This is a genomic window from Aurantiacibacter aquimixticola, assembly GCF_003605475.1.
GTDB classification, from domain to species: Bacteria; Pseudomonadota; Alphaproteobacteria; order Sphingomonadales; family Sphingomonadaceae; genus Alteraurantiacibacter; species Alteraurantiacibacter aquimixticola_B.
This window is the reverse complement of the sequence record NZ_RAHX01000001.1, coordinates 1,323,386-1,336,330: the sequence shown is the minus strand read 5'-3', so window position 1 is coordinate 1,336,330 and position 12,945 is coordinate 1,323,386. Positions and strand designations below refer to the sequence as shown.

The 12,945-nt window shown below is 63.4% G+C and carries 11 protein-coding genes; 8 read left to right on the top strand and 3 right to left on the bottom strand.

Going from position 1 to position 12,945, the window contains the following annotated elements; all coding sequences use genetic code 11:
* Positions 1-11 precede the first annotated feature (11 nt).
* From D6201_RS06735 to D6201_RS06715, 5 genes are all read left to right on the top strand, one after another.
* Positions 12-944: a cation diffusion facilitator family transporter gene (locus tag D6201_RS06735; RefSeq protein WP_120048105.1), complete on the top strand. Its 933-nt coding sequence runs from the start codon at positions 12-14 to the stop codon at positions 942-944.
* Between the two features lie 69 nt (positions 945-1,013).
* Positions 1,014-1,733, top strand: coding sequence for a polysaccharide deacetylase family protein (locus D6201_RS06730; protein ID WP_120048104.1), 720 nt, complete (start codon positions 1,014-1,016; stop codon positions 1,731-1,733).
* A 48-nt stretch (positions 1,734-1,781) separates the two neighbouring features.
* Positions 1,782-2,354, top strand: coding sequence for a sigma-70 family RNA polymerase sigma factor (locus D6201_RS06725; protein WP_120048103.1), 573 nt, complete (start codon positions 1,782-1,784; stop codon positions 2,352-2,354).
* Positions 2,351-3,085 (top strand): anti-sigma factor, encoded by a 735-nt coding sequence (locus tag D6201_RS06720; protein WP_242447458.1) that lies wholly within the window; start codon positions 2,351-2,353, stop codon positions 3,083-3,085. The genes D6201_RS06725 and D6201_RS06720 overlap by 4 nt, the downstream gene beginning before the upstream one ends.
* Positions 3,086-3,167: 82 nt before the next feature.
* Positions 3,168-3,713: a fasciclin domain-containing protein gene (locus D6201_RS06715; RefSeq protein ID WP_120049256.1), complete on the top strand. Its 546-nt coding sequence runs from the start codon at positions 3,168-3,170 to the stop codon at positions 3,711-3,713.
* A gap of 339 nt (positions 3,714-4,052) precedes the next feature.
* Here D6201_RS06715 and clpX read toward each other — a convergent pair whose 3' ends face one another.
* The 3 genes from clpX to D6201_RS06695 all read right to left on the bottom strand — a co-directional run bounded on the left by clpX (position 4,053) and on the right by D6201_RS06695 (position 6,802).
* Positions 4,053-5,327, bottom strand: coding sequence for an ATP-dependent Clp protease ATP-binding subunit ClpX (clpX, locus tag D6201_RS06705; protein WP_120048101.1), 1,275 nt, complete (start codon positions 5,325-5,327; stop codon positions 4,053-4,055).
* A 173-nt stretch (positions 5,328-5,500) separates the two neighbouring features.
* Complete coding sequence (locus tag D6201_RS06700) at positions 5,501-6,196, bottom strand: ATP-dependent Clp protease proteolytic subunit (RefSeq protein ID WP_120048100.1); 696 nt, start codon at positions 6,194-6,196, stop codon at positions 5,501-5,503.
* 126 nt (positions 6,197-6,322) lie between these two features.
* Positions 6,323-6,802 (bottom strand): hypothetical protein, encoded by a 480-nt coding sequence (locus tag D6201_RS06695; RefSeq protein WP_133303957.1) that lies wholly within the window; start codon positions 6,800-6,802, stop codon positions 6,323-6,325.
* Positions 6,803-7,033: 231 nt separating this feature from the next.
* Between D6201_RS06695 and D6201_RS06690 the strand changes: the two genes are divergently transcribed.
* The 3 genes from D6201_RS06690 (at position 7,034) to D6201_RS06680 (ending at position 12,896) form a co-directional block, all read left to right on the top strand.
* The gene (locus D6201_RS06690) at positions 7,034-9,136 is read left to right on the top strand and encodes a TonB-dependent receptor plug domain-containing protein (protein ID WP_120048098.1); all 2,103 of its coding nucleotides are present in this window, start codon (positions 7,034-7,036) and stop codon (positions 9,134-9,136) included.
* Positions 9,137-9,177: 41 nt separating this feature from the next.
* On the top strand, positions 9,178-10,683 hold the full coding sequence (locus D6201_RS06685) for an amidase (RefSeq protein WP_120049255.1): 1,506 nt from the start codon (positions 9,178-9,180) through the stop codon (positions 10,681-10,683).
* A gap of 80 nt (positions 10,684-10,763) precedes the next feature.
* Positions 10,764-12,896, top strand: coding sequence for a TonB-dependent receptor plug domain-containing protein (locus D6201_RS06680; protein ID WP_120048097.1), 2,133 nt, complete (start codon positions 10,764-10,766; stop codon positions 12,894-12,896).
* Positions 12,897-12,945 lie beyond the last annotated feature (49 nt).

Sequence of the window (12,945 nt, the reverse complement as noted above, 5' to 3'; positions counted from 1 at the left end):
AGCCAGGCCGGATGGGCGCAGGGCACTCGCATAGTCACGAGCATGCACATGGCCATTCGCATGGTCACGGGCACAGTCACGCGCCGAAGGATTTCGGGCGCGCCTTCGCCATCGGCGTGGTGCTCAACACAGCCTTCGTCATCGTCGAGGCAACCTTCGGTGTCCTCTCCGGCTCGATGGCGCTGGTCGCCGATGCCGGACACAATCTCTCCGACGTTCTCGGCCTGCTGATCGCCTGGGGCGCGAGCGTCGCGGCGAAGAAGCCGCCATCCGCGCGCTTTACCTACGGGCTGAAAAGCAGCACCATCCTCGCCGCCTTTGCCAATGCCGTGCTGCTGCTGGTGGCCATCGGCGCCATCCTGTTCGAGACGATCCATCGCTTCATCGATCCGGTGGAGCCGGAAGGCTGGACGATGATCTGGGTGGCGGGGATCGGCATCGTCATCAACACCGCCACCGCACTGATGTTCATGCGCGGGCGCAAGCACGATCTCAACATTCGCGGCGCCTTCCTGCACATGGCGGCGGACGCCCTGGTTTCGGTCGGCGTGGTGGTGGCGGGCGTGGCGATCTTGCTGACCGGCTATGTCGTCATCGATCCGCTGGTGAGCCTGCTGATCGTCGTCGTGATCGCATGGGGCACTTGGGGCCTGCTGAAGGACAGCGTGAAGATGGGCCTGCTGGCCGTGCCCGACAGCGTGGATTGCGACGCGGTACGCACCTATTTGCGCGACTTGCCCGGCGTGGAAGCGGTGCACGACCTGCATATCTGGCCCATGAGCACCACCGAAACCGCGCTGACAGCGCACCTCCTCATGCCCGGCGGCCATCCCGGCGATGCTTTCCTGCGTGATGTGGCGCGCAGGCTGGAGCACGATCACGGCGTGGACCATGTCACCATCCAAGTGGAGCGCGATCGCGGCTGCCCGGATGGCGGGTGCTGAGAACCTCCCGGCCATTCATCCGGCGCTCACCGTCGCGGACATACCGGCGATTCCGGAGAGGGGAATTGCATGCGAAAACGGACATGGTGGCTGGCGGGCTTGCTTGCGGTGGCGGTGCTGGCTGTGGGCACGCACATGATGTCCAAGTCGCGCTGCTTCCAGCTGGTCGGCGATGTCGTTTGCCGCGTCGAGACGGACCGGCGCATCGTGGCATTGAGCTTTGACGACGGACCGACGCCCGAAGGCACTGACGCCGTGCTGGCAACGCTGGAGGAATACGGCGTCACCGCCACCTTCTTCCTGATCGGCAACCGGTTGGAGCGCTTTCCCGGCCAGGCGGAGCGGCTGACGGCAGCGGGGCACGAAATCGGCAATCACAGCTACAGCCACCAGCGCAATCTTTTCCGTTCGCGCGATTTCTACCGCAGCGAGGTGCGCGACACCGACGCTCTGCTGCGTGAGGCCGGCATAGTGACAGACCTGTTCCGCCCGCCTTTCGGCAAGCGTTTGATCGGCCTGCCGCTGGAAGTGGACAATGCCGGATACCGCACGATCATGTGGGATGTGGAGGAGCGGCCCGAGGATTTCGACGATCCCGAAGAATTCGCCGCCGATATCGTGAGCCGGGTGGAGCCGGGGTCGATCATCCTCATGCACCCCATGTATCGCCACAACGATGTCGCCCGCGCTGCCTTGCCGCTGGTGCTTCAGGGGCTGGCCGCGCGTGGCTACGAGATCGTGACCGTTGGCGAATTGCTGGCGCATGGCGAGAGCGCCGCGTCGCAATAGGCTCTCGCATCGCAATCGTGGCCGCGCTAGGACACGGGGCCAACGGCCATGACATCCAGCGATCCCGACACTGCCCGCGAGGCCTTGCAAGCCGCCATCGCCCGCCTGGCAGGTGGTGACCGGGCAGCGCTGGAAGAGATCTACCACGCCACATCGCGGAAACTTTTCGGCATTTGCCTGCGTATCTTGCGCGATGAACGCGAAGCCGAAGATGCTCTGCAAGAGGTCTATTTGGACTTCTGGAAGCGTGCCGATCGCTACGATCCGGCGCGCGCCAGCCCGATCAGCTGGCTTGCCTGCATGGCGCGCAATCGCGCGGTCGATCGCCTGCGTGCGGGCGGCAAGGTTCGCAAAGGGGCCGTTCCGGAAGAAGCGGCATGCGACGTTGCCGACGAGGACATGCCTGCCGACGAGCGACTGCTTCTGGACGAGCGCGATGCGCGGATCCACCATTGTCTAGGCACGCTGGAAGCGCGCCAGCAAAGCGCCATTCGCCGTGCCTTTCTGGGCGGGGCGACCTATGTCCAGCTTGCCGAAGCGGATGGCGTGGCGCTGAGTACGGTGAAATCGCGGGTCCATCGCGGGCTCGCGAAACTGAAGAAGTGTATCGAGAGATTGTGAGCAACGAAGCAACTCCTCTGACCGAGCGCGACATGCTCGCCGCCGAATACGTTCTCGGTTTGCTCGAGGGTGAGGCGCTGCTGCGCGCGCGGGGCATGCTGGCGCGCGATCTGGACTTCGCCGAGGATGTCGCGCGGTGGGAGGCGCATTTCGCGCCGCTGATGGATGGCTGGGAGGCGCGCGAGCCGTCGCCGGACGTCTGGCATCGCATCCACGTTGCGACTTCTGGCGCAACGCCAGCCGCGCCGATTGCCAATCTTGAAGACCTGCGCCGCAGTCGCAATCGCTGGCGCATGTTCGGCGGCCTGTCCGCCACCGCGGCAGCGGCATTCGCGCTGGTCATGGTGCTTGGCCCGGGACCAGACGAGGCACTGCCGGTCACGCCCACAAACGCGCCGCTTCTCGCCGCCAATATCCCCATCGGCGATACATCGCTGCGCCTCGCGCTCACCTATGTGCCGGGCCAGGATGCCATAAGCGTGTCTTCCGCGGGGCTGACGGCGGACGGGGTGCACGATCACGAATTGTGGCTGGTCGACAAGCAGGGCGATCTGCATTCGCTCGGCGTGATCGACCCGGGCAGCGAGGCGCGATTGTCCGTCGAGCCAGGCCTCGCCGCAGATTTCCGCGATGGCGCGCAGCTGGTGCTGACGCGAGAGCCGCTCGGCGGAAAGCCTGACGATGCCGATGCCGGGCCGGTGGTGGCCGAGGGCACCTTCACAGCGATCTGAAAATTTCTGCGACCTTTTCCGGCAAGGGTCCGTAGCTCCATCCGCAAGGTTGGACGGGGCCTTAGCGGAAAAGGAGAATACGATGTTCAAGACAACCGCACGTTTCGCCGCCAGTCTTGCCTCTGCTGGAGCCATGGCGCTCGCCGCGCCTCTTGCCGCGCATAACCACGATCACGACTCCACCCCCAACATCGTGCAGGCCGCAGCGTCGAACGACAATTTCGAGACGCTGGTTGCCGCGGTGCAGGCGGCGGACCTGGCGGGCACCTTGTCGGGCGATGGCCCGTTCACGGTTTTCGCGCCGACCGATACGGCCTTCGACGCGCTGCCCACCGGTACGGTCGATACGCTGCTCCAGCCCGCCAATCGTGGTGCGCTGACCGACATCCTGACCTATCACGTGGTCGCGGGGCGTGTGACGGCCGACGATCTCATCCATCTGATTCGCGATGGCGACGGCCATGCTCGCATCTCCACTCTGAATGGAGAGACGCTGATTGCACGGCTCAACAACGGCCAGGTTGTGCTCACCGATGCAGCGGACCGTCAGGTGCTGGTGACGCAAACCGATATCGGCACGTCGAACGGCGTCATCCACGTGCTCGATCGCGTCCTTTTGCCCGGCTGATCCTGTTTCCCCCGAGCGCTGCCGCGTCCCTCATCCGCGAGCAGCGCCACTTGGCCCCGTCCGGCGATCCACCTGCCGGACGGGGCTTTCTATTAAGGCCGGTTCGTTCAGGACCGATCGGCAGTGAGCGGTCGATGGTCTAGTGAGCGACGAGGTGCAGACGCTTGTCGATCCGGGCGACGCGCTCGTCGAGGCGGTCGATCCGGACCGAGATTGAAGCCGTCGATTGCTCGAGCGATCCGAGCCTTTGCTTCACCTCAGTCTGATCATCGAGAAGCCGATCAAGTTTTTCGTCCAGGCGACGCAGATGGCGAAGAGTGAGGTTTTCGGGATCTTCGCTCAGGCCGCCTCTTCCTTCTTGCCCTTTCCATTGTCATTGGCGAGCACGCGCACGGGTTCCTTGCGGCCTTCGACCACGTCGCCATCGACCACCACTTCGTCGACATCGTCCATACTCGGCAGGTCGAACATGGTGTCGAGCAGGATCGCTTCGACGATGGAACGCAGGCCGCGGGCACCGGTTTTACGCTTGATGGCCTTCTTGGCGATGGCCTTGAGCGCATCGTCGGTGAAGGTGAGTTCTACCTCTTCCAGCTCGAACAGCTTAGCATACTGCTTCACCAGCGCGTTCTTGGGTTCGCGCAGGATCGTCACCAGCGCGTCCTCGTCGAGATCGTGCAGTGTCGCGATGACGGGCAAGCGGCCGACGAATTCGGGGATGAGGCCGAATTTCAGCAGGTCTTCCGGCTCGCACTTTTCGAGCATTTCGCCGATCTTGGCCTTGCTCGGCTCCGCCACATTGGCGCCGAAACCGATGGAGCGCTTCTGCAGGCGATCGCCGATGATCTTGTCGAGACCGGCAAAGGCACCGCCGACGACGAACAGGATGTTCGTGGTGTCCACCTGCAGGAATTCCTGCTGCGGATGCTTGCGCCCGCCCTGCGGCGGAACGGAGGCGGTGGTGCCTTCCATCAGCTTCAGCAGCGCCTGCTGCACGCCTTCGCCCGACACGTCACGGGTGATGGAGGGGTTTTCCGCTTTGCGCGTGATCTTGTCGATCTCGTCGATATAGACGATGCCCTGCTGCGCCTTTTCGACATTGTAGTCGGAGGATTGCAGCAGCTTCAGAATGATGTTCTCCACATCCTCGCCGACATAGCCCGCCTCGGTCAGCGTGGTGGCGTCGGCCATGGTGAAGGGCACATCGAAAGTGCGCGCCAGCGTCTGTGCGAGAAGGGTCTTGCCGCTGCCGGTGGGGCCGACGAGCAGGATGTTGGACTTCGCCAGTTCCACATCGTTGCCCTTGCCGCTATGCTTCAGGCGCTTGTAGTGATTGTGCACCGCGACCGAGAGCACGCGCTTCGCGCGGTCCTGCCCGATCACATAGTCGTTCAGCGTGTCGCAGATGTCCTGCGGCGTAGGCACGCCGCCATCCTTGCGACCGGTCAGGCCGGTCTTCGCTTCTTCGCGGATGATGTCGTTGCACAGCTCCACGCATTCATCGCAGATGAAAACGGTGGGGCCGGCGATCAGCTTGCGCACTTCGTGCTGCGATTTGCCGCAGAAGCTGCAATACAGCGTGCTCTTGCTATCAGATCCGCTCAACTTGGTCATAATCCTTCATTTCCGTTGCGCGCATTGCCGTGGATTTGCAAGGCGCGGGGAATCGGGCCACCCATCCTAGGGCGGCAAATATCAATATCAATCATAGGCATGATTAACATCCCCGCCTTGCTCCACTCTGAAGGGGCAGGGTTGCCAAAATGCTACATGCCGGAATGCAAAGGTTACTCGCTATCCTTGGTGGGCGCGCCGCCGCTGCCGGTGATGTCGCCGGCCTCGTCGTCCTTCGGGCGATGCGCGAACACCGCGTCGACGAGGCCGAAACTCTTGGCTTCTTCCGCTTCGAGGAAGGTGTCGCGATCCATCGCTTTCTCGATATCGTCCAGGCTCTGGCCGGTATATTCGACGTAGAGGTCGTTCAGCCGCTTGCGAATGCGCAGGATTTCCTTGGCCTGGATCTCGATATCGGAGGCCATGCCGCGCGCGCCGCCGCTGGGCTGGTGAACCATGATGCGGGCATTCGGCAGCGCCACGCGCATGCCCGGCTCACCCGCGGCCAGCAGGAAGCTGCCCATGCTTGCCGCCTGACCGACACATACGGTGCGGACCTTGGGCTTGATGTATTGCATGGTGTCGTGGATCGCCATGCCGGCCGTCACCACACCGCCGGGCGAATTGATATACATGCTGATATCGTTGGAGTTTTCGCTCTCGAGGAACAGCAGCTGGGCGACGATCAGGCTCGCCATATTGTCTTCCACCTGGCCGGTGACGAAGACGATGCGTTCGCGCAGCAGGCGGGAGAAGATATCGAAGCTGCGCTCGCCGCGGCTGGTCGATTCGACGACGACGGGCACGAGAGCGCCGGTGATCGGATCGGTGGTAAACTGGTCTTTGCTGTCGCCGAACAGGTCGAACATAAGGGCATGGTCCTCTCGCGGGTGCTGATGAAGCGCCTATGTCGCCTCGCGCGTCGCCAAGTTCAAGGGGTGGCGTCACACGGCGATTTTTGGTGTTTATCGCTCAGGATCGACACTCGGTGCTCGTCAGTCGGAGACCCTCGTCATTCCCAATTCGAATATCTCGGGTGCCACTAGCTTCTCAGCCGGAAAATTCATCGGCAGATCACGTTGGCAGTAGTTTGGTCGGGAAATTGTCGAGCCCAATTCTTGCTCGAGAGAGGTAATATAAAGATCGTTCAGTTTCTTTTCAGTAAGCTGTGCAAGGATGTAAAAATCTTCACTACTGCGGCTGTTCGAGACCAACAAATCACCGTATTTTGGGGAATTCAAAAGAAACTGCGCCTCAGCACAAGAACCGTTTTCCCAAAATTTCGTTTCGCAAATTGACCGGTGACATTCGCGCACGGCGATCCGCGCCGATTGCAAGAGTTCGTTCTCTTCGAGGGTCAATCCGCTGTCGCTGCATCCGGTCATAAATGAGCAAAATAACATGACACCGAAGGTCGAAGTGCGCAGGGAGGCTGATGAATTCTTACCGCGCCGTTTCAAACTCAAGTCTCCCATCGTTTCGCGCCAGCGCCTCTATCACCCGTCGAGCCACCGGTCCAAACGGAAAAAATCGGGCATTGGAGATTAAAAAAGCATTTTCTATCTTCGTCCCGTCCTCGCCAGCATTTGATCGGCGCGGCATGGCGCTTCGTCGAGAAGGGCGGGCGTTGGTGCAAGCAATCCTCTCTGGACGTGGCGATTACAGACGTCATCGCTCGGGGGAGACTGATTTTGCACCGATTTTCAATGGGCGTTGCCGCCGCTGCACTCGTCGCTGCCACGCCGTATGTGGCCCTCGCGCAGGATGCCGATGAGGGGCGACAGACGGACGAAGAAGGACAGGGAGAGGTCGAAGCCGCCCCGGTGGCGACCGAAACCGCCTCAGGCGCGCGGGTCTTCACGCCAGCCGATTTCGAGCGTTTCGCCCCGCGCAACGCGCTCGACATGTTGAGCGAGGTTCCCGGCTTCACCCTGCGCGGGGAGGACAGCCAGCGCGGCCTCGGCCAGGCCACGTCCAACGTCTTGATCGACGGGCAGCGGATCACTAGCAAATCCGACGGGATCTTCGCCCAGCTCGAACGGATCGCGACCGACCGGGTCGAGCGGATCGAGATCGTCGACGGTGCGACGTTCGGCATTCCGGGCCTTTCCGGCCAGGTCGCGAATGTCATCACGAAGCCGAGCGATATCAGCGGGCAGTTCACCTACCGCGCCAGCTTCCGGCCGAAATATGCCGAGCCCAGCTTCATCGGCGGCGAAGTCTCCTTGAGCGGATCGGGCGAGACGCTGGACTGGACGGTGGCAGTGGCAAACGGCGTGGGCCGTGGCGCGGCGGGCGGCGGATCGTCTTTCATCTTCGATCCCGAGGGCGCGATCATCGAGAGCCGCGATGTGCGCCAGCAATTCGTCGGCGATTTCCCGCGCATCTCCGGCAATGTCGAATGGACGAGTCACGGCGGCACGATGGTCAATGCCCGCGCCAATTACAGCCGCAGTTACCAGAATTATCGCGAAGACCAGGATCGCGACCGGGTGATCGGCCTCGATGCGTCTCGCGCGTTCGAAAACCGCTATCGCGACTGGGGCTATGAACTGGGCGCGGATGTCGAATTCGGTCTTGGCCCAGGTCGGCTGAAACTCATTGGGCTGGAACGGTATACACGGGCGCGCTCGCGCTCGGACTCCGTCTTCGACTTCGCCGATGACACGCCCGACAGCGGCAGCCGCTTCGCCTCTCGAAGCGAGAGCGGGGAGCGGATCGCGCGCGGCGAATATGCCTGGGACATGCTTGGTGGCAGCTGGCAGCTGGACGCAGAGGCGGCGTTCAACCGGCTCGACCGCACGGCGCAGCTGTTCGAGCTCGGCCCCGATGGCGAATTCGTTGAGCTGGACTTTCCGGGCGGCACCGGCGGCGTGACGGAGGACCGCTACGAAAGCATCCTAACCCACAGCCGGTCGCTCGCCGACAACCTCACCTTGCAAGTGGGTGCGGGGGCCGAATATTCGACGCTGTCGCAGACCGGCGCCATGGGACTGACCCGCAGTTTCTGGCGGCCCAAGGGCTCGGCCACCTTCGCCTGGCAAGTGGAGGACGGGCTGGACGTCTCGCTAGAACTCGCCCGCCGCGTCGGCCAGCTCAGCTTCGGCGACTTCCTCGCCAGCGTCTCGCTCAATCAGGGGCAGGAGAATGCCGGCAATGTCGAGCTGGTGCCGCAGCAAAGCTGGGAAGCGCAGTTCGACACGACGAAGCGGCTGGGCGAATGGGGCAGCACCGAATTGCGCGTATACGCCCGGCTGATCGAGGACTTCATCGAGTTCATCCCGGTCGAGGGTGGGCTGGAGGCGCGCGGCAATATCGACAGCGCAAGCGTTTGGGGAATCCGCTCCAACAGCACCTTTCAGCTGGCACCGCTCGGGCTCAATGGAATGCAGCTCGACCTCACGCTCGATTCCGACTGGACCAGCCTCGAAGACCCGTTGACCGGCGAAACGCGCAAATGGAGCGAGAACCAGGATATCGAGATCGACGCGACGCTGCGGCACGATATTCCCGGCAGCGACTGGGCATACGGGCTGGGTCTCGATTACAATCGCACGCAGCCATTTTACCGGTTGAGCGAATTCGGTCGCGGCTATGAAGGGCCGACATACACCTTTGCTTTTATCGAGCATAAGGACGTGTTCGGGATGACGGCGAACCTGACGGTGTTCAATCTGACCGATGGCCGCGCGCGGCTCGATCGGTTCGTCTATGATGGCTATCGCGACCGTTCCCCACTGCTGTTCCGCGAAACGCAGGACCTGTCGGTGCAGCCGATCTTCAATTTCCGCCTGACCGGAGATTTTTAGCCGGTATTGCCTATGCCAGTGTGCTCGCGCAGAAGGGCGCGATGCATCGTCTATTGCTGGCCGCATTCGGCTTCTCGACCCTAATCGGAACACCGCTTGCCGCGCGGGGCGACCCGAATGCAGAGCGTTCCATGCAGGATGATGCCGTCACGTATGTTGAGCGGATTGCGCGGATCGAGGCGACAGCGGATCTGAACGCGGTCATCGCCTACGATGCAGATCCCGCTCATGAGGTGGATCTCGCGCTCGAAATCGGGCCGCTCCAGGGCCGCGCCGTGCTGGTGAAGGACAATATCGAAACGCGCGAATTTCCGACCACCGCAGGCAGTCTCGCGCTTGCGGACAATGACACTGGCCGCGATGCGCCGCTGATTGCGCGGCTGCGCGCCAATGGCGGCGTCGTGCTGGGGAAGACCAATCTTTCCGAATGGGCCAATTTCCGCAGCTCCGACAGCTCCAGCGGGTGGAGCGCCGTGGGCGGGCAGACGCGCAATCCGCACGCCGTCGACCGCAATCCTTGCGGCTCGTCCAGCGGCAGCGGCGCGGCGGTGGCGGCGGGTTTCGCCTGGGCGGCCATCGGCACGGAGACTGACGGCTCGATCACCTGCCCCGCCAGTGTGAATGGCGTCGTCGGCTTCAAGCCCACGGTCGGCCTCGTCAGCCAGCAGCACATCGTCCCGATCAGCGCGAGCCAGGACACGGCGGGGCCGATGGCGAATAGCGTTGCCGATGCAGCGCTGTTGCTGTCCGCCATCGCCGGGTCGGATTATGGCGAGATCGGCGAAGGCGATCTTGCTTTCGACTTTACCACGGGGCTTGGCGAAGCATCGCTCGATGGCGTGCGGATCGGCATCATGCGCGATCGGTTCGGCGGTTACCAACCGCTCGGTCAGATTTACGAACAGGCGCTCGCCGATCTGCGCCGCGCGGGCGCGGTGCTGGTCGATGTTCGCCACCAGAACGAACCGGCGATGGGCCGCGACGAGTTCACCGTGTTGCTCTACGAATTTCGCGAGGGGCTGGACGCCTATCTCGCCGGCTCGCCCGCGGATATCCCGGTGCGATCCCTACAGGACGTGATCGACTACAACGCCGTCCATGCACTCAGCGAAATGCGCTGGTTCGGACAGGACATTTTCGAGATGGCGGCGGAGACGACCGACCGCGAGGCCTATGAAGCTGCACGCGCAAACAGTTTCCGCCTCGCCGGGCCGGAGGGGATCGACGCGATGCTGGCCGAGCACGATGTTGCTTTCCTCATCGCCCCGACGCGCGGCCCGGCGTGGATGACGGACCTCGTCAATGGCGACAATTTTCGCGGCGGCATCGGCATCGGCAATTTCGCCGCCATCGCCGGATATCCGCACCTGACCGTGCCGATGGGACATATCGAGGGGCTGCCCGTCGGCCTCTCTTTCATCGGCGCGGCGTGGGACGATCATGCGATCCTGCAGGCGGGCGCGGCTTATGAGCGCATTCGCAGCATCGCGCCGCTCGCACCCAGCTTCGAGCGGTGGGAACCTTGGCGGCCGACCGACGCTGACTGACCAGTCCGCGCTAGCGATTGTGAGCGCGCCTCATTTGCCCTAGCGGGGCGCCAGTCCTGTCGGAGCTTCGAGACCCTCTCTTGCCTCATACGCGATCCTCGATTGCGCTCTTCGCGCTGGCCGCGGCTCTGGCCGCGCCCGCCGCGCATGCGCAGGACATGGATGGCGATGAGCAGATCGCACCGCCGCCCGATGCGGTGGAGGTGCCGCCCGCGCCTGAAGAGCAGCCCGCATCCGCCGCTGCCGCGCGCGAGGTCTACACGCCGGAAGACTTTGCCCGTTTCGCCCCGCGCAACGCGCTCGACCTGATCGAGCAGGTGCCCGGTTTCGATGTCGATCGCGGCGGTGGCGGCGGCGGGCGCGGCTTCGGCCAGGCGCAGGAAAATTTGCTGATCGACGGGGAGCGCATTTCCAGCAAATCGACCAGCACGGCCGATCAGCTTTCCCGCATCGCGGTGGACAATGTGGTGCGCATCGAGATCGTCGATGGGGCGACGCTGGACATTCCCGGCCTGTCCGGCCGCGTGGCGAATTTCGTGACGCGGCGAAGCGGCCTGTCGGGTCAGTTTCGCTGGCGTCCGGAGCTCAATTTCGGCACCGCGCCCGCGCAATGGTTCGAAGGCGAGATCTCGCTGACCGGGGCGCTGGGCGGCGTGGATTACACGGTCGCGTTGGAGAATCGCGATTTCGCGCGCGGGCGGGTCGGGCCGGTGATCATCACCGATGCCGATGGGCTGGTGGATGAGCGGATCAACACCTCCTCCAACCTCTTCAACCGGCCCAATCTCAGCGCCTTTTTCTCCTTCACGCCCGCCGAGAATGTCGACGTGAACATCAACATGCTCGGCGGGATCGAGATCTTCGATTTCGAGGAGCGCGAGGCGCGCCCGTTCAACAGCGATCTGTTGCCCTTCCTTCAGCGTTTCACCAGTGACAGCGACGAGTGGTATTACGAGCTTGGCGGCGACGTATCGTTTCCGCTGGGGCCGGGCCAGCTGAAGCTGATCGCGCTCGAAAGCTACGATTACCGGGACAGGCTTTCCAATTCGCTGCTCGACGAAGGCGATCTGCCGACCAGCGGCTCGCAATTCATTCGCGTGGCCGAGGAAGGCGAGCGGATCGGGCGCGGCGAATATGGCTGGGGCATGTGGGGAGCGGACTGGCAATTGTCGGCAGAGGCGGCGTTCAACCGGCTGGATCAGGTCGGGCGGTTGTTCGCCTTTGATCCCAATGCCGGTGAATATGTCGAGCTGGACTTTCCGGAAGGCGCGGGCGGCGTGCGGGAGGATCGCTACGAGGCGCTGCTCAGCGTGGGCTTCCCCGTCACAGAGACGATGACCGTGCAGCTGGTGGGCGGCGGCGAATATTCGCAGATTTCGCAGACCGGCGGCCGGGCCAATTCGCGCAGCTTCCAGCGGCCGAAGGGCTCGATAAACATCGCCTGGGCTCCGGCGGACGGGCTCGACATCAATCTCGAAGTCGCGCGGCGCGTCGGCCAGCTCGATTTCGGCGACTTCCTCGCCAGCGTGGATTTGTCAGAAGAGCAGGAAAACGCCGGCAACGCCGAGCTGCGCCCGCAGCAGAGCTGGGAAACGACGCTGCAGATCGCGAAGAATTTCGGCGATTTCGGTTCGGCAACGCTGACGCTGTTCGATCAGGAAATCGAGGATCTGCTGGTCATCGTGCCGGTCGATGGCGGCGGAGAGGCGCGCGGCAATCTCGAGAGCGCGACCCGGCGCGGCGCGGTGCTGGTGGCGACCGCGCAGCTGGGCGCATTCGGCTTCACCGGCGCGCAGCTGGATATCGGCGTGGAATGGGAAGAATCCACCCTGCTCGATCCTGTCACGGGGCTGGAGCGCCGCTTCGACGGCAACGACCCGTTCGAGATCGAGCTCGATTTTCGCCATGACGTTCCCGGTAGCGATTTCGCCTGGGGCTGGTCGTTCCAGGATACCGAGCGTGCGCCCGTCTTCCGGGTGGAGGAACAGATCTTCCAGTATGGCCCGAGCACATTCGGTGCCGTCTTCGTCGAGCACAAGGACGTGCTGGGCGCGACGGCCAATCTGCGCTTCGGCAATATCTTTAATGGCGGCGACACGCTGCTGCGCACGGTTTATGACGGGCCGCGCGACACGTCGCCCATCCTCTTCACCGAGGACCGGCGCAGGGCGCTTGGCCAGACGATCACGCTGACCCTGACCGGCAGTTTCTGACCGGGCACGAAAAAGCCCCCCGCGGCGCGTGCCGGGGAGGGCTTTTCAT